Source organism: Patescibacteria group bacterium (assembly GCA_030583705.1).
Lineage (GTDB): Bacteria > Patescibacteriota > Patescibacteriia > Patescibacteriales > Patescibacteriaceae > Patescibacterium.
Genome location: CP129471.1, coordinates 532975 through 551076, shown reverse-complemented (window position 1 = coordinate 551076; position 18102 = coordinate 532975). Strand labels below are relative to the sequence as shown.

General features: G+C 37.7%; 17 protein-coding genes. All 17 read left to right on the top strand.

Annotated elements, in window-relative coordinates; genetic code table 11:
* Window positions 1–87 precede the first annotated feature (87 nt).
* Window positions 88–1431 (top strand): O-antigen ligase family protein, encoded by a 1344-nt coding sequence (locus QY321_02675; protein WKZ24497.1) that lies wholly within the window; start codon window positions 88–90, stop codon window positions 1429–1431.
* Window positions 1428–2285 (top strand): glycosyltransferase family 2 protein, encoded by an 858-nt coding sequence (locus QY321_02670; GenBank protein WKZ24496.1) that lies wholly within the window; start codon window positions 1428–1430, stop codon window positions 2283–2285. Before QY321_02675 ends, QY321_02670 begins: the two co-directional genes overlap by 4 nt.
* 38 nt (window positions 2286–2323) lie before the next feature.
* Window positions 2324–3547 (top strand): glycosyltransferase, encoded by a 1224-nt coding sequence (locus QY321_02665; GenBank protein ID WKZ24495.1) that lies wholly within the window; start codon window positions 2324–2326, stop codon window positions 3545–3547.
* Between the two features lie 33 nt (window positions 3548–3580).
* Window positions 3581–5599 (top strand): putative glycoside hydrolase, encoded by a 2019-nt coding sequence (locus tag QY321_02660; GenBank protein ID WKZ24494.1) that lies wholly within the window; start codon window positions 3581–3583, stop codon window positions 5597–5599.
* 43 nt (window positions 5600–5642) lie between these two features.
* Entirely contained in the window at window positions 5643–7394 is a 1752-nt protein-coding gene (locus QY321_02655) for a hypothetical protein (protein ID WKZ24493.1), read from the top strand.
* Between the two features lie 162 nt (window positions 7395–7556).
* A complete protein-coding gene (locus QY321_02650) occupies window positions 7557–8720 on the top strand; it encodes a glycosyltransferase family 4 protein (protein WKZ24492.1) in 1164 nt (387 codons plus the stop codon).
* Between the two features lie 114 nt (window positions 8721–8834).
* The gene (locus QY321_02645) at window positions 8835–9608 is read left to right on the top strand and encodes a hypothetical protein (GenBank protein ID WKZ24491.1); all 774 of its coding nucleotides are present in this window, start codon (window positions 8835–8837) and stop codon (window positions 9606–9608) included.
* Between the two features lie 36 nt (window positions 9609–9644).
* The gene (locus QY321_02640; protein WKZ24490.1) at window positions 9645–10805 is read left to right on the top strand and encodes a PKD domain-containing protein; all 1161 of its coding nucleotides are present in this window, start codon (window positions 9645–9647) and stop codon (window positions 10803–10805) included.
* 131 nt (window positions 10806–10936) lie between these two features.
* Entirely contained in the window at window positions 10937–11254 is a 318-nt protein-coding gene (locus QY321_02635) for a hypothetical protein (GenBank protein ID WKZ24489.1), read from the top strand.
* A gap of 246 nt (window positions 11255–11500) precedes the next feature.
* Entirely contained in the window at window positions 11501–11929 is a 429-nt protein-coding gene (mraZ, locus tag QY321_02630) for a division/cell wall cluster transcriptional repressor MraZ (GenBank protein WKZ24488.1), read from the top strand.
* A gap of 75 nt (window positions 11930–12004) precedes the next feature.
* A complete protein-coding gene (gene rsmH, locus QY321_02625; GenBank protein WKZ24487.1) occupies window positions 12005–12949 on the top strand; it encodes a 16S rRNA (cytosine(1402)-N(4))-methyltransferase RsmH in 945 nt (314 codons plus the stop codon).
* Between the two features lie 83 nt (window positions 12950–13032).
* Window positions 13033–13344: a hypothetical protein gene (locus tag QY321_02620; GenBank protein ID WKZ24486.1), complete on the top strand. Its 312-nt coding sequence runs from the start codon at window positions 13033–13035 to the stop codon at window positions 13342–13344.
* A 4-nt stretch (window positions 13345–13348) separates the two neighbouring features.
* Entirely contained in the window at window positions 13349–15442 is a 2094-nt protein-coding gene (locus QY321_02615; protein ID WKZ24485.1) for a penicillin-binding protein 2, read from the top strand.
* Between the two features lie 121 nt (window positions 15443–15563).
* Entirely contained in the window at window positions 15564–16850 is a 1287-nt protein-coding gene (locus QY321_02610) for a Mur ligase family protein (protein WKZ24484.1), read from the top strand.
* Between the two features lie 140 nt (window positions 16851–16990).
* Window positions 16991–17233, top strand: coding sequence for a hypothetical protein (locus QY321_02605; GenBank protein ID WKZ24483.1), 243 nt, complete (start codon window positions 16991–16993; stop codon window positions 17231–17233).
* Window positions 17230–17868, top strand: coding sequence for a nucleotidyl transferase AbiEii/AbiGii toxin family protein (locus tag QY321_02600; GenBank protein ID WKZ24482.1), 639 nt, complete (start codon window positions 17230–17232; stop codon window positions 17866–17868). Before QY321_02605 ends, QY321_02600 begins: the two co-directional genes overlap by 4 nt.
* Before the next feature lie 3 nt (window positions 17869–17871).
* Window positions 17872–18102, top strand: a complete 231-nt coding sequence (locus QY321_02595) for a 4a-hydroxytetrahydrobiopterin dehydratase (protein ID WKZ24481.1) — start codon at window positions 17872–17874, stop codon at window positions 18100–18102.

The window sequence follows — 18102 nt, the reverse complement described above, 5'->3', positions numbered from 1 at the left end:
ATTCTTCGAATTAAATATAAAGCGCAGATGATTTATCTCTGCGCTTTTTTCTTTGACAATATTTAAAAAATATGTTAAGATATGGTTATGTTTAAAGAAATTATTCAACAGCCTAAATTCTTATTAGTTCTGGTTTTTGCCCTATTAGCCTTAGTCTTATCTGCCTTTGGTGTCTTTAGTCTTGCCTTAGGTTTTGTTTTAGGTGGTTTACTTTTAGGTTATATCTTTTTTGGTAAATATGATTGGCTTATTTTATCTTTAGGACCCTTGGGTCTAATCTTTGGGTCTTTTTTTTCTTTTGAACCAAGACCAAATTGGGTTTATGAAGCTAGTATTAGCGAAGCTATCATTTTGTTTTTAGCTGGTCTTCTTTTAATTAGAATTATTTTTGAGTTTCCCAAGTTTCGCCCAAGAGTCGGCTCTGTTGGTTTATGGATGCTTTTATATTTAGCTATTGGTTTAGCCTCTTTTTTCTATATTAAAAACTTTGAATTATATGTAGCTGGTATAAAGATATTTCTTTTAAGCTTTTTAGCTTATCTTTTAGCCTTTAATTTCTTAAATAGCTTTAACAAGATAAGGGTTTTTATGGTCAGTCTTTCTTTAACTGTTACTTTATTGAGCCTTGAACTTCTTCATAATCTTTATTTGGTTGGTTTTTCAGTAGCTCTTTTTGCGGATAGAACTTATCTTGGAGTAACTATGGGACCCTTGGCTTTAGTAGCAGCGCTTTTATCTTTACTTACCCCTATTATGTTGGGTTATTATTTTGAACTTAAAAGCGATGATAAACTTAGAATCTTATTGTTAATATCTTTTGTTCTTGGCTTTACCGCCGTTTGTGCCACTTTAAGTAAGGCGGCGATCGGTAGTCTGGCTCTGGCTATGTTATTTTTGTTTATAAAATTAAAAGAGAAAAGATTAGCCATGGTACTCTTTTTGATATCTTTTGCTTTATTGGGTTATACCTTTTTGTCTCCTTATGCTGAGGGTCTTTTTGATCGTTTCTCTATAGTAGTAGAAGACCCTAATACTCGTTTTAGGTTTGAGGAATACAGCCAAGCCAGTAAAATCATCAGGGATCATCCTTGGCTCGGGGTTGGTGCCGGGCAGCAGTTAATGTATTACCAGAGATTAATTAGTCCGGATTATCGGGAGTGGGTTAATAATTATCTTTTACAGGCCTTGGTTGATTACGGGGTTATTGGTTTAAGTGTTTATTTAGCCTTAATTACCTCCATCATCGTTATGTCGGTTAAAATGATAAAAAAACATCAGCGACCTTTAGCTTGGGCCTTAGTTGCTGGCTTTATTGCCGCTTTCTTTAATGGTCTGGTGGAAGTTACTTTATTAACCGCGCCTTATGCTGTTATTTTTTGGTTACTGGTTGGTACAGCGGCGGCGGTTTTAAAGATTAAAAAATCCGTATGAAGTTATCCGCAATTATAATAAACTACAACACCCAAGAAAAAACCACCGAAGCGGTGGAAGACTTTTTGGCTGCTGCGGAGGGTTTTGATTTTGAAGTTGTTTTAATAGATAATGCTTCAAAAGAGGTGCCTTCTTGGCCTAGTGCTTCTTGGGGAGAGAGAGTTAATTTTATTTATAATCAAAAAAATCTTGGCTTTGCCGGAGCAGCTAATCAAGGGCTTTTAAAGGCGCTGGGTGAATATGTAATTTTATTAAATTCAGATGCCCTAATTAACAAAAAGACTTTAACTGCTATGCTTGATTGTCTTCAAGCTAATGATTCAATCGGGGCGGTTGGTCCAAGTTTTATTTATCCTGATGGTTCTTTTCAGACAAGTTCAGGTTATTTTCCGACTCCTTGGAACTTTACCACTTCTTTTTTAATGCTTAGTAAAATATTACCCACCGGTTTTTTACTGTATCGTAATTTTTTTAATCGTTTGTCTTTTACTTCTTCTACTTCACCCCTTAAAGTGGATTGGCTTAGCGGTGGTTGTCTACTATTTAAGAGAAGTTTAATTAAAGAGATAGGGCTACTGGATGAGAATTTCTTTTTCGGGGTGGAAGATTTGGATTATTGCTATAGGATAAAGAAAAGTGGTCGTTTAATTATTTATCTGCCTTTTGTTTCAGTAATACACAGTCATGGGTTTTCTTCCGGTGGAAGACGTTCGGCCTCCAAGTTAAAAAAAGAGCTTGACGGTATGATTTATTTTTTAAAAAAACACTTTCCAAAGAAAAGATTATTCAGAGCCTGGGTTCGTTTTCTTTATTTTGTTAAAATAACTTTATTCAGGCTTTTATTGATTAGATGATTAAATAATCATAATTAACTAACCATAACCACACAACCATGAAAGTCTTATTGGTCCATAAGTTTAACTTTATTGAAGGCGGCGCCGGGCGTTATTTTTTGGAATTGGCGGAAGCTTTGGAAAAAAGAGGAGTCAAAACAGCTAAGTTTTGTTGCCAGCATCCTAATAATCTACCAGATAAAAATGAAAAATATTTTACCAAAGCCTATGATTACTTTGGAGCTTTAACTTGGCGTGAAAAGATTAGGGCGGCTTTAAAGTTGCTTTATAACTTTGAAGCTAAAAAAGACTTTGAGGCTTTATTAAAAGAATTTAAGCCTGATATTATTCATATCCATAATATTTATCACCAAATCTCTCCCTCTATTTTAACGGTGGCTGCTAAGTATAAGATACCAGTAGTTATGCATCTACATGATTATAAGTTAGTTTCTCCAAATTATAAGATGTATGATCGGTATGGTCTTAACGAAAGAGCCTTGGGTAAAAATTACCTTACCTGTCTTTGGGACAGATGTTTTAACGATTCTTTTTGGTTAAGCGCTTTAGTAGCCATTGAGATGTATTTACATCATAGTTTTTTAAATATTTATAAAAAGAACATTAAGGGTTATATTGCTCCTTCGGAGTTTATGCGCGATATGGTGGTTAGAGGAGGGGTTTTAAAAGAAAAAGTTTTAGTTGAACCTTATTTTATCAGTCGTCTGGAAGAATGGAAACCGGTTTATGATCCCGGTGAGTATCTTTTGTATTTCGGTCGTTTAGCGGTTGAAAAAGGTCTTGATGTTTTAATTAAGGCTATGAGTAAAGTTAAATACGGGTTGGTTTTAAAAATAGTCGGTCAGGGAAGTGAAGAAGCTAAGTTAAGACAAATGGTTAAAGAATTGAATCTTCAAGACAGGGTGGAGTTTGTCGGGCGACTTGATGGGGAAGAGCTTTTTGATTGCATTAGAAAATCCTACGCCGTAGTTGTGCCTTCGGTTTGGTATGAAAATAAGCCTTTGGCTTTGTCTGAGGCTATGGCTTTAGGTAAGACAGCCATTGTTTCAAAGATTGGCGGTATGCCCGAGGTGGTTAAAGATAAAATCAATGGTCGGACTTTTATACCAGGTGATGAAAATGACTTAGCTAGAGTAATTAATGAATTAAATAATCATGATATAATAAATTACGGGCAAAGAGCGCGAGAAACTTCTGAAGCCTTTAGCGTTGACAAGCATTGTGAAAAATTGTTAAGTTATTATAATTTATTTTTAAATTAAGTGATTGGTTATAAGTAATTAATATTGGCATTTATGATTAATTTGGGAAACAAAATTTTAATTTTAACACTACTTAGTCTTTTGACTTATGTTTTTAGCTTTTCTACGGTTCAAGCTAAAGACACCTATCCTAAGCTAGCTAATTATTATCTTGATTTTTTTTCGTCTAGCGATTATGATTCTTTAGCTCGTTGGGATCTTTTAGTTATTCAACCTGAGATGACCAGGTATAATCCTTCTTTTTTTAATTTATATAGGCAAAGAAAGCCCCAAGGCAAGCTAGTTGCTTATACCTACCCGGCTTTTTCTTATATAGAAACCTCACAGTCCAATTATTCCGGTTTAGCCGAGAGAAAACAAGTAAGAGATAAAATTGAGCAAAATAATTGGTGGTTAAGGGACGGCTCTGGTAATTTTGTTTATTCATGGCCTAGGGTAAGGGTGGTTAATGTTACGTTACCCGCTTGGCAAGATACGGTTATCTGGATGTTACGTGATTTATATGGTATGTCATCATGGGATGGAATTATGTATGACATGGTTGATCCTGATATAAAAGGCTATAGCCCTAATGGTATTGATATTACTCGTAACGGTTCGGTGGATAATGTTAATTTTGTTAATCAGCAATGGAGACAGGGTATGACCGAGCTTTTTAGTAAAACCAGAAGTTTAATTGGGCCGAACAAGTTGATCATTACTAATGGCAGCTCTATTGATGAATACCAAAGAGACACTAATGGTCGTATTTTTGAAATGTTCCCCACACCATGGGAGGGGAATGGTAGCTGGCAAGCTAGTATGTACCAATACCTAAGAAGAATGCCTTCTCTTAATAGATCTCCTCAAGTTTATATCATTAATGGCTCAACTAATAATACTGGTAATAAAAATGATTTTAAGAAGATGCGCTTTGGTTTAACCAGTGCTTTATTGGGGGATGGTTATTTTTCTTTTGATCATGGTACTGAGTCCCATCAACAACAATGGTGGTATGACGAATATGATGTTAATCTTGGGCAAGCCGATTCCGGTTATTATAATCTTTTATCGCCTAATGATGATTATGTTCGGGCTGGCTTATGGCGTCGTGATTTTACTAACGGTGTTTCTATTGTTAATTCAACAGACCGTGACCAAACCTTTGTTTTTAACCGTGAGCAATTTGAAAAAATTCACGGTAGCCAAGACAGAAGACACAATGACGGTACAACCGTTAACTTTATTCGCTTAGCTCCTAATGACGGAATTATTATGCGACGAACTCAGAGTGATGTTAAAGACAGTATGTTTAATAACGGACAGCTGGTTCGTTCCTTTAATATTCGTGGACAACAAACCCGTAACAGTTTTTTTGCCTACAAAGCTGAAGCGGCCGCTAATTCGCACGTGGTAGTTGCCGATTTAGACGGTAATGGTCGTAATGAAAGAATTATTGAAAGAGGCGGTAGGTTAATTATTACTGGGCAAGGCAAACCAACCGTAACTATTACCCCATACGGATCGGCCTTTACTGGCAAGTTATCTTTGGCAGTTTATGATTTTAATAAAAACGGACAAAAAGAAATCGTAGTCGCTCCTGTAACTGGTGGTGGTCCGCATATTAAAATGTATAATTACCTTGGTCGACAACTCACACCAGGCTTTTTCGCCTTTGATCCTAAATTCCGAGGCGGAGTTTATTTAGCGGCTGGTGATGTTAACGGCGATGGGCGAGCTGAGATAGTTATTACTCCAGGACCGGGTATGCCATCAACAGTTAAAATCTTTACCGAACAAGGCAGACAGCTTGGTTCTTTTCTTGCTTATGCACCGGCCTTTAGGGGCGGGGTAACAGTGGCGGTGGGAGATGTTGATAATGATGGTAAGCAGGAAATAGTTACCGGGCCGGTTAATGGTGGACCCCATGTGCGTATTTTTGACTCTTTCTACCGAGTAAAAGGCCAGTTTATGGCTTTTGATGCTTCGCTTCGTTCGGGGGCCAGGGTAATGGTAGGAGATACGAATGGAGATGGTAAGGTGGAAATTTTAGCCGGTACTGCCAACTTTTAATTTAGAGCTAATTTTGCTATAATTATTATATTAATACAATCATATGACAAATCATCAAGCAGTGGAGCAATCTCGTAAGCCGGGACTTCATCATCATCTTCATAGACATTTACGCCATCGGCATGAGAAGCACTATAAAGAGAGTCATTTCCATCTTTGGGCAGATATCTTTTTAGCTTCCATGGTAATTGTTTTAGCGGTAATTGTTTGGCGTGTTATGTTTTGGCAGCCCTCACCTAATTTCTTTATTGAAATTAAAGCTGAGTCATCTCGTATAATTAGCGGACAAGTTGAGAATTTTGTCATTAATTACAGAAACGAAGAAAATCACACAGTGGAGGCCGCGGAGATTACCGTTATCTTGCCAGATAATTTTAGCTTAACCGGTGTTTATCCCTTAGCCCAGTATAATAAAGAACTTCAGACTTTTAGTTTGGGAGATTTAGGTGGTGGGCAAAGTGGCCGGGTAGTGGTTTCTGGTTTGGTGCTAGGCTCTTTAAATGACCAGCAAACTATGGCCGCTCGTTTATCTTATCGCGATGGCAAAGAAACAGACGGAGCCTTAGCGTCTTACTCTTACTTTTTAGAGGAGTCAGTGATTAAATTAGAAATGGATATACCAGATGGAGCTACTGCCGGCATGCCCTTGGATGGAACCCTAAAGATTAGCAATGCCGGAAAAGCTTCTTTAGAAGGAGTGCAGATAACTTTTCCTGAACTAAATTGGGAGATTTCTGGTCTTAGTCATGAAATGGAAAATAACTCTTTAACTTTTCCTATAATTGAAGCTGGAGCAAGTGAGGTTTTAGAATTCTCCGCCTTAACTACTTTAGAAGAATCATTGGCTTTAACAGTACAAGCTGATCTTAAAAAAGAAGATAAACTTTTTAGTCAAAACTTAATTAGTAAAATTATAGAAGTTGGTAAACCGCTTTTAGAGGTTAGTCTCTCTCCGAGAGAAGCTGTCTTAAATGGTTCACAACCAGTAATGACTTTGGATATTAATCTTAAAAATTCCGGGGAAGCAGATTTAACTTTTTTGGAAATTCAGCCGGTTAGTCGTCGCAGTAGCTTGCGCTTAAGTGGTGTAAGGTCGTTATCATCTGCCCTAACAGCTAGAGGAGATAGTTTAATTAGTGAAGAAATATTACCACCTAACGCTTCTTCTACCTTATCTTTTTCTGTTAGCTTTGAAAGAAGCTCGTTAGAGGTTGAAGAGTATGCTGTAGTGGCGGTTAAGCTTAGCTACAAGACAGCTAGTGGTGAAGAAGGAAGTTATTGGTTGGCAGTACCAAGAAGAGATTTGGGCTCAAGTCTTCGTTTGGAAAGCGGTGGTTATTATTACGGACCGCAAGGTGATCAGTTGGGTATTGGACCAATACCCCCGAAGGTTGATATCCCAACGACCTACTGGATAATTTGGCAAATTCATAATTTGGGTAATGATATTGATCAGGTGGAAGTAAGTGGAGATTTACCGGGTAGTGCGGTCTGGGTTGATCAAAGCAGTATTACTTCTGGTACTGTTGATTACTCGCCAATGACTAAGAGGGTAATTTGGCGCCCGGAAACTGTTAGTAAGACAGGTGGTAATTACCGAGCTTCCTTTGCAATTAGTGTTTTACCTTCCATGTCCGATGTTGGCAAGACTTTGCCCTTAATTAATAATATTCGTTTAACTGGTAGGGACGTTCATACCAACAATAGGGTCAATTTAACCTCGCCGATTATTACGACGGCTATAGAAGCTGACTCCAGAGCGACTGGCAACGGAGTAGTAGAAATCCTTGAATAATAGCTAATATTAGCTATTTTATACTAAGATATGTCAATATTTTTATGATGTTGACATATTTTATTTAATGTGGTAAGGTTATCGATTAAACAACTAATTGTTTAACGATTTATTTATTTGTTTTTAATAGTATTTGAAGATTTTTTAAGAATTTTTTATTATATGAAAATCGCTTTTATCGGACAAAAAGGTATACCGGCTGTAGGTGGCGGAGTTGAAAGATATGTTGAAGATCTTTCAGTTAGAATAGCCTCTTACGGACACGAAGTTACTGTCTACACCAGGCCGAATTATACCTCTAAGTATCTTCTTGATTACCAAGGAGTGTCTTTGCTTAGTTTGCCGACAATTCCTTCTAAACATTTGGATGCTATTAGTCATTCTTTCTTAGCTACTGTTCATGCCGCCTTTAAGAAGGTTGATGTTATACATTACCAGAGCATTGGTCCAGCTCTAACCGCTTGGTTGCCTAAAATTATTAATCCTAAAGTTAAGATTGTTTCAACTTTGCAAAGTAGAGACTACCAGCACCAGAAGTGGGGAACTTTAGCTCGTTTTATGCTTCGTTTGGGAGAAAAATTCATGTGTCGTTTTTCCGATGAAGTTTTGGTTATTACTGAATCAATGAAAGATTATGTTGAACAATCTTATGGTCTTTCTCCAAAAGTAATTCCCAACGGTGCTAATCTTTATGAGGTAATTGGTCGTGATGATTTACTTAAAGATTGGGGACTTGAAAAAGACAATTACTTAGTGGCGATTTCTCGCTTAATTAGACATAAAGGCCTTGGTTATCTAATTGAAGCTTTTAAACAAATTAAAACAGATAAGCGCTTGGTGATTGTCGGGGAAGGTTCTTTTACGGATGACTACGTAGCCGAACTTAAAGAGCTAGCCAAAGACGATCAGCGTATTATTTTTACTGGTAATCAGACAGGAGATACTTTAGCACAGTTATATGAGAACGCTTGTCTTTTTGTTCAACCTTCCGAGTCTGAAGGACTTTCTTTGGCGCTTTTAGAAGCCATGGCCAGACGTAAGGCGGTTTTGGTGAGCGATATTCCGGAAAATGCCGAGGTGGTAGCTGAGGCAGGATTTTCTTTTAAGAATAGAGATGTTAATGATTTAGTTGCCAAACTTAATAATATTTTAGCCAATGAAGAAGAATTACAAACCAAGGGATTATTAGCTAGAGAAAGAGTAGCTAATTATTATAACTGGGAAGATATTGCCGCCAAGATTAACAGTGTTTATAAAGAAGTTTTATTGGGTAAAAAAACCCCGAAAGCAGAACTTAACAATTCCACTAAGGTTAAGACAGCTTAACAACACCAAATTGTTTACAGATAATGCTTCGGAAAAACCTTTCCGAGGCGATATCTGAAAATTATTTCAGAGAAGTTTTTTAAAAAATAAACCCAAAAAATTAAAAAATATAAGATGAAAAAACTAACTTTGTTGTTTTTTGCTTTCTTGATGATTTTATTCTTTGCACCTCGTTCTGAAGCGCAGGAATTAAAGTCGTCAACATACCTTCCGGAAATCGGTATGTATGAATATGTGTTGGAGTTGGCTGTGCCCAAAAGGTACAAGACTCCATATGCAGCCTCAGATCTGCAACCAAAACCTGACGGATCAGGTTGGGAAGAAATTCTCATTTATGATTCCGATGGAAACGGGCTTTATGAATTTAAGTTTAGATCATATAATCGCATTATTGCTATGTATTGGTCTGACATTAAAAGAGCTGATGCAAACTTACCAATGCAAAAAAGTCCCTACTTCAATATAGATACAAAATGCGTACATTTTGCCGTTTTTGACGGTAAAATGGTCTCTGTGTCTGAATTTAACCCAACTCCTCCCGGTAAATACGGGGATGAATATGTGAGATGGGACGATTACAATGCGGACTGGGAAGTCCCTATATGGGTGAACAATACGCCCATCTATGGAGAGGACTTTCAGTACCACTTTGTAATGCATTCAACTAACAGCTGGAAGCATCAGCATCAAGTGTTTACGGATGCTTCAGGTTGGGGAAAAATCTTAGTTGACCCTGAACAAAATGACTATGACCAACCAGACTATATTGGCCTTGGTTACGGAGCTCTTCTTCGTTCCGGAGACATAGTTTGGCCTGCATTGAGAGTCGAAAAGGTTCAATATTGGAATACCAAAAAGGACGGGTTCATGATACCTGTTCCTGATTAAAAAAATTTTAAAAACAAAAACCAAAACAAAAACATCATGAAAAAATTAATTTTAGTACCACTACTTCTTACAGTCTTAATTTTTGGCTGTGAGAAGTTTGAAAACCCCGCAGCACCTCCATCCGGTGGAAATGAAGTCAATTTTACATTGACTAGTCCGTCAGGTGGTTCACTTAACGATAGTTTAGCCGCGGGACAATTAGGTCTATTGTCGGCTATAACCAACCTCCAAAATATCATAAGTTATACATGGACGTTTGGAGACGGCACTACTGATACCGGTAGGGTTGTATCTAAAAAATACAATTCAACTGGAGCTTACAATATTTGTTTAACAGTTCAAACCACTGGTCAGACATATAATTACTGCAGAGTAATTTATGTCTATAGTCCAGGAGTCGGTGCTTCAAAACCACTTTTCATTGGACTGCCTGGAACCCAGATAGGCAACGAATGGTATGTCGGCTATGCTAACTTAAAAGAAGCTGTGGAAATAGTATGTACTCCTACAGCACCGTTTATCGTCTTTTCGGAAGTAGCGGGTTGGTTTCCTTTAAATCTTGTTAGGGATACAATTATTAATGGACATAGTTACTATGTTTACTGGGAATTAGTATCTAACAACCAGATTAGGAAATTTGCCTACGGAGGCAATTTTCCCGCAAACTGTTATGCCTGGATGGCACCGAACCCTCCACATTGGTCGTCTGCCTATTGGGTACAGGCAGAGTCAAAGCTTTGTGTTAAGTGGGTCAATGGTATAGCGCATACTATATCAGGTGATCCGACAAATTTGCCAGGAATGACAGGTGATGTAGGAGCCAGTCCTGTCGCGAGATTTGACATATCTCTTAACGGGGATACTGTTAAAATCTTTCTCAATAAAGACAGATTAACGACTCCGCATACTTCGGTTTTTCAAGTCAATAGTATTACTGGCTTGAATTCTCCGCAAACACTGAACAATAATTCTACCGCTCCAGGATTTCCGGACTGGTGGTTAGTGCGAATACATAAAAACTCCTTACCAACTTCCGGTATAGTCCAAATTAAATATGGACGAAACTGGGGATCAAATGTTGTTTGGGCAACCATACAACATTCCGTGGCTTATAACCAAAGTCAGGGTGTACTCGAAGTGAGAGTACTTGAACTTGGTGGAAGGGGGGTTAGTATAACCGCCTACAAAGCTTTCTAATCGTTCTTTCAGCACAATATACCCCGGTTTATTAAAATCGGGGTTTTTTATTTTTCCTTAGTGCTGTATAATGTCTTTATATGAAGTTATATATCAATACTGTTTTAAATGATGTTATAAATATCAAGCTTATGGACAATAAGGTTGTTTTAGCAGATTTATCCGTTAAAGCTCTTAAAAGCCAAGCCGAAAAGCTTTTGCCCCTTTTGGATAAAAGCTTAAAGAAAAAAGGTTTTTCATTATCCGATATAGAATCCATTATAGTGGAGAACTCTGGTTCTGGTTTTACCTCTTTAAGGATCGGGGTGGTTACGGCTAATGCTTTAGGCTATGCTTTGGGTATACCTGTTAAACCTAGCCACGGAAAAGCCTTGAAAATTAATGATTTTTCTTTAGTTAAGCCCGGTTATGACAGACCACCGAGCGTTACTCTTAAACGTAGAGCTTAATCCACACCTTAAAGGAGTTTTTCTTTTTTAAGATCCCTATTATCATTTATCTGCCTGTGTATAACTGGCAGATTTTTTATTATCTTTTTACAAAAAGCCTTATTTTTATTGGAGAAAATATTACTTGACCCATATCCGTTGACCAGTGGTCTTAAATGGTGTATAATTACATATTAGAGGGGGAAAGTGGGGAATTGTGTGGATAACCTCTGCATAACCGTTTTAGCCCTTATAACTTAAACTTTCATGTTTATCGGGGAATACAATCACACTGTTGACGAGAAGGGTCGGGTGGCTGTACCAGCCAAGTTCCGCCAGCTTTTACGTGGTGGAGCGGTAGTAACCAGAGGGTTAGATAACTGTTTGGTTATTTATCCGAAAAAAGAATGGAAGATTTTAGCGGAAAAGATCGCGGCTTTGCCTTTTAACAAAACCAAAGACAGACAGCTTTCCCGTTTTATCCTGGCCGGAGCCATGGAGGTTGATTTTGATAACCAGGGTAGGATTACTGTACCAGAATATTTAAGGTTGTTTGCCGGTTTAGCGAAAAAGGCGGTAGTGGCTGGTTTATATAACCGTTTGGAAATCTGGAACGAGAGTGAATGGAATAAGCTTAAAGAGCAAACCGAAAAACAGAGTAACGAAATCGCTGAAACTTTAGGCGAGATAAATTAACAATTCTTTTAATTTCAGACTCTAAATTTCAAGATTATTTGAAATTTGAAATTTGAAATTTAAGGCAGTCATCCCATGTACCAACATACGCCGGTTTTATTGACAGAAGTTTTGTCCGTACTTTATCCGCGACCCGGCGATACGGTTTTGGACGCCACCTTGGGTGGTGGGGGATACACTTTTGCTCTGGCTGATAAAGTCGGGAAAAAAGGCAAAGTGTTAGCCCTTGATGCGGATGAAATTGCCATTGAAAACGCCAAATTAAAAATTACCGAAAATGGCGTCGGTAATATATTTATTAATCATGCCAACTTTAAAGATCTTGTGGCAATTTGCCGCCAAACTTTCGGAGAAAAAGTTCAGCTCGATTGTCTTGTCTTTGATCTGGGTTTATCATCAGCTCAACTCCAAGACAGGGATCGCGGATTTTCTTTTCAGTCGGCTGGTCCGTTAGATATGGCTTTTGGTTCACTGGTACCAAAGGGTGCCACCGAGCGAATTGTCAACCGGACGCCCGTCCCTGCTTTGGCTGAGATAATCAGACAGTACGGGGAGGAGCGTTTTGCTCTAAGGATTGCTCGTTCCATAGATAAGTTACGCCGAGAAGAGCCGATTAAAGATACGGCTAGATTGGTTGAAGCTGTGGCCCAAGCTGTTCCGTCTAAATATAAGCACGGAAGAATCCATTTTGCCACTCGTACTTTTCAGGCTTTGCGTATGGCTACTAATCGTGAATTGGATAATCTGGAGATAGCCCTTAAAAGCGCTTGGCCGATTATGGCCCCAGGAGGTAGATTGGCGGTGGTAAGTTTCCATAGTTTGGAAGATAGAGTGGTTAAAAACTTTTTCAAACAAGAAGCCAAAGACTGTCTTTGTTCAAAAGAAACACCAGATTGTCGTTGTGGTCATAAAGCCACTTTAAGGATTATTACCAAAAAACCGATTACAGCTTCAGATGAAGAAATAGAACAAAATCCCAGAGCTAGGAGCGCTAAGCTTAGAGCGGCTATGAAGCTATAGTCCCATTGGGAATAAATTAGTTATTAATTAATCATTAAATAAAAATTAAAAGAGCCAAGGCTCAAAAAGATTAAATAAAGCTTATGAATAACTCTAATTCAACCAATAAATTTTCTTCCCTTTTTTCGGTTATTAATCTTTGTTTAATTATTGCTGTGGTTATATCATCTGTTGCTTATTTTATCACCGTTAACAGTTTGTCCGTTAAAGGCTTTGAGCTAAGAGATCTTAAACTTAGTCATGACAGTCTTTTATTCGCTAAACAAGACATGGAAAGTCGCATGGTTGATCTGGCTTCTACTCGTAATCTTAATCAGCGGCTTAGTCAATTAAGACTGGTACCGACCTCACATATTAATTATCTATCAGACAGCGTCTTATTGGCTCAGCGTTAAAACTATGAATCGTTTCTCTAGCCGTCGCGCTAAAAGTTTGCCCGTCGTTGAAAGTCGTCGGATGACGATTATCTCGGCGGGCATTTTTTTATTGTTCGCTTTTTTAGCAGTTCGCTTGGCTCAATTGCAGATTATACACCATGAACAATATAGTGTAATGGCGCAAGCCGCTCATAGTCAATCTCAAATTATTATCCCAGAAAGAGGTAAGATTTTGTTACAGGAAAACTATTACGAATCTTCGGAAAATGTTTATCCAGTGGCGATTAACAAAGACTTTGCCTTACTTTTTGCTGTCCCGATCTTTATTGAAGATTTGGAGCAAACCTCTGAAAAACTTTTTACATTTTTTAAAGAAGAAGATGTTAAAAAAGAGGTTGAAGAAATTTTACGTCGAGAACGCTTTGGTGGTTTAGATGCTAAATTACTGGAGCTTGGGTCTTTACCGGAAGAAGAAAGAGAGGCCCATGAAATAAGACTGCGAGCGGAAGAAGAGGCTTTGTGGAGAGATTCAACTTACCTTGAGATTGAAAACCTGAGAAGAGAACAGCTTTTTGAAGAAAAAAAAGCCGAGGAGCTTGAAAAGTATCGGCAAAATTTAGATAAACCAAGAAGTCAGTTCAGAATGGTTGAAAGAAAGATTTCTTTAGATGATCTTAAAAGATTCTATTCTTTTATGCTAAGTGATGAAGATAATTATATTGAACCGGAGAAGTTTGAAATAAAGAGTGGGCGGATGACTATGGAGGGTTTTTTTGATGCCAGAAAACCTCTTTTGCCGCAATTTGGTTTTCATCTAATGCCTCAGCGTTTCTATCCCGAGCTTAACCTTGGTTCGCATATTTTGGGCTTTACCAGTTATGATACCGACGAACAACGCGGTCGTTATGGCCTTGAAGGATTTTTTGATAACCGTCTTTTTGGGGAATATGGTTCGGTTAGTTCGGAGCGAGGTAGTGGAAGAACGGTTATTGTTAACAACCGCCAACATCTTAGGAAAAAAGACGGAGACAGTTTGGTTTTAACCATAGATCGCTTGGCGCAAGCCAATACTTGCCGGATGCTTAATGAATCTCGTTTAAGGCATGGCGCAGATAATGGTAGTGTGATTGTGGTTGACCCCAAGACCGGAGCGATTTTAGTTATGTGCGGTTCACCGGACTTTGATCCAAATACTTATGAAAAAACCAAAAATATTCAAGTCTTTAACAATCCCGGAGTTTTTAATCAGTATGAGCCTGGTTCGGTTTTTAAGGCCATTACCATGGCAGCTGCTCTTGATCAGGAAAAAGTAACGCCTGCTAGCACTTATGTTGATCATGGGCAAATTATGATTCCTGGTTGGCATCGTCCAATTCGTAACTCGGACTTTGCCCAAAAAGGGGGGCATGGGCTAGTTGATATGAATAAGGTTTTAGAGCAGTCTTTAAATACCGGGGCTATTTACGCTATGCAACAAGTTGGTCCGGCAGTTTTTGCGGATTATGTTAAGAAATTCGGTTTTGGAGAAAAGACGGGGATTGAACTCCAGGGAGAGGGAGAAGGTAATATCAAGAGTATTACCGGAAAACAAGTTACCGAGATTTCAGCCGCTACTGCCAGCTTCGGGCAAGGTTTAACGGTTACCCCTTTACAAATGGTTATGTCATATGCTGTTATCGCTAATGGCGGAAAATTACCTAAACCCTATTTGGTTAAAGAAATAATTTCTGCTGAAGGCGAACGCTTTATTACCCCAATACCAGAACAACCTAGAGTAATTAGCGAAAGAACAGCTGCTCTTTTAAATGGTATATTGGTTAACGTAGTGGAGAAAGGGCACTCAAAAAGAATCCAAACACCGGGTTATTATATTGCTGGTAAGACCGGTACGGCTCAGGTAGCTTCCGCCTCTACTCGTGGCTACAGTGGACACTATGATCATACCTTTATAGGGATTGTACCAGCCTCTGATCCTAAATTTGTTATCCTTACCCAGTTCTCTAAGCCTCGTTCGGCTATTTATGCGGAAAGCACAGTGGTACCTTTAGCTAAAGAGGTAACAGACTTCTTAATTAATCATTGGCAGATTAAGCCAGACAGGCCACTTGAAAATTAAGTTAAAAGGTGTTAAAAATAATAGATTAAGGATAGATTGGTATATAATAAGGTTATTATAAGATAATAGAGTAATAGTAGAGTAAAGTTATTAAAATATTAATTAAGGGTAATGTTCATATATGTTTCGTTTCTTAGTGCAAAAAATCTTGGCTTATTTGACTCGTTTGGTAATACGACGTTATAAGCCACAAATTATTGGGATAACCGGGAGCGTGGGTAAGACCACTACTAAGGCTATGGTCGCTTGTGTTTTAGCTGCGCGCTTTAGCGTTCGTGAGAGTTTTAAAAATTATAATAATGAATTCGGCTTACCCTTGACCGTACTGGGCTCCATTAGTGGTGGACGTTCAATTTTTCCTTGGTTAGGAGTTATTTTAAAAGCTCTTAAGTTATTAATCTTTAAGGATAAGAATTATCCCGAAATGTTGGTTTTGGAAATGGGTATAGATAGACCAAATGACATGGATTATCTTTTATCTCTTGCTCGTCCCCACCGCGCTGTTATTACTAAACTCGGAAGTGCTCATTTGGAATTTTTTCCTTCCAAGCAGGCCCTGCATGCGGAGAAAATAAAATTAGCTAAAGGTATTACCCAAGACGGCTTTGCTTTTTATAATTATGACGATGAAAACTGCAGAAATATTTTTGCTAATCTACCCATTAGATCGGTTAATTACGGTTTTAACGAGGGGGCTCAAGTTAGAGCTGAGGCTCTAAAAATATTTTTACAACAAGGAGAAGCTCCAAGAGGTGGTTTAACCTTTAAATTAACGGCCGATGGTTCTTCAGTACCGGTGAGAATTAATTATTCTTTTGCCCAAACTTCGGTTTATTCAGCCTTGGCAGCAGCGGCGGTTGGATTAAGCTATGGTTTAAACGCTATTGAGATTAGTAAGGCGATTGAATCTTGTGCGCCGGTACCAGGACGTATGCATGTTTTAGCCGGTTTAAATGGTAGTTGTTTAGTAGATGACTCATATAACGCTTCACCAGAGGCTATGATTGAAGGTTTGTCTGTTACAGCTCGAGTAGCTGAACAAAATAAGAGCAGAGTTTTAGCTGTCTTGGGAGATATGAAAGAGCTTGGAGAAGAGTCTGTTAGTGGCCATGAAGCGGTGGGGAAGAAATGCGCTGAATTGAAAATAGATAGACTTATTACAGTTGGAGAAGACGCTAAGATTATAGGTGAAGCGGCAAGTAGAGCCGGATTACCCGCTAAAAATATTAGTCATTTTACTGAAGCAACAGTAGCGGGGGAAGAAGTATTTAAGGAAATAAAAGCAGGGGATATTGTTTTTATTAAAGGCTCACAAGCAGCCAGACTGGACAGAGTAGCCGCTATTCTTTTAGCGGATAAAAAAATAGCCGAAGAAGTTTTGGTTAGACAAGGTAAGGAATGGTGGTAATTTAAGGTAATAAAATCAATGGTTTAAACCCGCCAGCCGCCTGGCGGGTTTATTAAATTATAGCCCAAGGTATAATGTTTTAAAAATTGTTTTAAAAAATGTATTGTAATAATATTGTATATGTGATATAATATTAGTATATGAAAAAATCTATTCCAACAACAATTTTAAATTTCTTTTGGGATGTTCAAAAAGACAAACTGGATTTAAAGGATGATCAAAAACTTATTATTAAAAGAGTTTTAAAATACGGAGATTTGTCTGCTTGGCGATGGCTTTTTAATAATTATCCAGCTAAAATAATTAAGGAAGTCGCTTTAGCCAAAGGTCGCTCGGCTTTGCCCGAGAGAACCTTGAAATTATTTATTTTGTTGACTAAATGATAATTCATCTTAAAACATTAACTAAAGAAGCTAAAAAGTTGTTGCCTTCTTTAAATGAGTTTAAAGGAGATTTTTATTTGGCTGGCGGGACGGGGTTGTCTCTCTTGATTGGACACCGTGTTTCTGTTGATTTTGATCTTTTTACTGAAAAAACAATCAAGAAAAGCTTGATCACTAAGGTTAATAAAATTTTTAAAGATTTTCCATTGCAAATAATGGTTTCTCATGAAAAAGAGTTAACGGTTTTGGTTAATTCCGTTAAGATAACTTTCCTACATTATCCTTTCCCCTTGGTAGCTCCTTTAAGAAAGACAGAATATGTATCAATACTTTCGGCTAAGGAAATTTTAGCCACCAAGGCTTATACTATTGGACGACGTGATGAAATGAAAGATTATATTGATTTATATTGCGGTCTTAAAAAGAAAATAGCTTCTTTAAAGGAGATTATTGATTCGGCCTTAAAAAAATTCGGTTCGGAGTTTAATGACAGAATATTTTTAGAACAACTTTTGTATTTTGATGACATAGTTGAGACAGATATAATCATGTTTGATTTTAAAAAACCGACTAAAAAAGAATTGTTAAATTTCTTTTCTAAAGAGGTTAACAAACTAAAAATGAAAAATTATTAATATATGTGGCAAGAACAAAACAACTCTTTAGTTCAAGAATTTGTCTTTAAAGATTTTAAAGAAGCTTTTGTTTTTATAACCAAAGTAGCTGAATTGGCCGAAGAAATGGATCATCATCCCACCTGGACTAATACCTATAACAAAGTAATGATTAAACTTTGTACCCACGATCAGGGAGATATAATTACCCAAAAGGATAGACTTATGGCCGAGGAGATAGATAAACTTATTTAA

What these genes read in the sequence shown, in the direction of transcription:
- QY321_02595 (WKZ24481.1), top strand. Translation starts at nt 17,872, where the DNA reads ATGTGGCAAGAACAAAACAACTCTTTAGTTCAAGAATTTGTCTTTAAA.
- QY321_02635 (WKZ24489.1), top strand. Translation starts at nt 10,937, where the DNA reads ATGGACAATAAGGTTGTTTTAGCAGATTTATCCGTTAAAGCTCTTAAA.
- QY321_02655 (WKZ24493.1), top strand. Translation starts at nt 5,643, where the DNA reads ATGACAAATCATCAAGCAGTGGAGCAATCTCGTAAGCCGGGACTTCAT.
- QY321_02640 (WKZ24490.1), top strand. Translation starts at nt 9,645, where the DNA reads ATGAAAAAATTAATTTTAGTACCACTACTTCTTACAGTCTTAATTTTT.
- QY321_02645 (WKZ24491.1), top strand. Translation starts at nt 8,835, where the DNA reads ATGAAAAAACTAACTTTGTTGTTTTTTGCTTTCTTGATGATTTTATTC.
- QY321_02660 (WKZ24494.1), top strand. Translation starts at nt 3,581, where the DNA reads ATGATTAATTTGGGAAACAAAATTTTAATTTTAACACTACTTAGTCTT.
- QY321_02620 (WKZ24486.1), top strand. Translation starts at nt 13,033, where the DNA reads ATGAATAACTCTAATTCAACCAATAAATTTTCTTCCCTTTTTTCGGTT.
- rsmH (WKZ24487.1), top strand. Translation starts at nt 12,005, where the DNA reads ATGTACCAACATACGCCGGTTTTATTGACAGAAGTTTTGTCCGTACTT.
- QY321_02650 (WKZ24492.1), top strand. Translation starts at nt 7,557, where the DNA reads ATGAAAATCGCTTTTATCGGACAAAAAGGTATACCGGCTGTAGGTGGC.
- QY321_02675 (WKZ24497.1), top strand. Translation starts at nt 88, where the DNA reads ATGTTTAAAGAAATTATTCAACAGCCTAAATTCTTATTAGTTCTGGTT.
- QY321_02610 (WKZ24484.1), top strand. Translation starts at nt 15,564, where the DNA reads ATGTTTCGTTTCTTAGTGCAAAAAATCTTGGCTTATTTGACTCGTTTG.
- QY321_02615 (WKZ24485.1), top strand. Translation starts at nt 13,349, where the DNA reads ATGAATCGTTTCTCTAGCCGTCGCGCTAAAAGTTTGCCCGTCGTTGAA.
- QY321_02600 (WKZ24482.1), top strand. Translation starts at nt 17,230, where the DNA reads ATGATAATTCATCTTAAAACATTAACTAAAGAAGCTAAAAAGTTGTTG.
- QY321_02605 (WKZ24483.1), top strand. Translation starts at nt 16,991, where the DNA reads ATGAAAAAATCTATTCCAACAACAATTTTAAATTTCTTTTGGGATGTT.
- mraZ (WKZ24488.1), top strand. Translation starts at nt 11,501, where the DNA reads ATGTTTATCGGGGAATACAATCACACTGTTGACGAGAAGGGTCGGGTG.
- QY321_02665 (WKZ24495.1), top strand. Translation starts at nt 2,324, where the DNA reads ATGAAAGTCTTATTGGTCCATAAGTTTAACTTTATTGAAGGCGGCGCC.
- QY321_02670 (WKZ24496.1), top strand. Translation starts at nt 1,428, where the DNA reads ATGAAGTTATCCGCAATTATAATAAACTACAACACCCAAGAAAAAACC.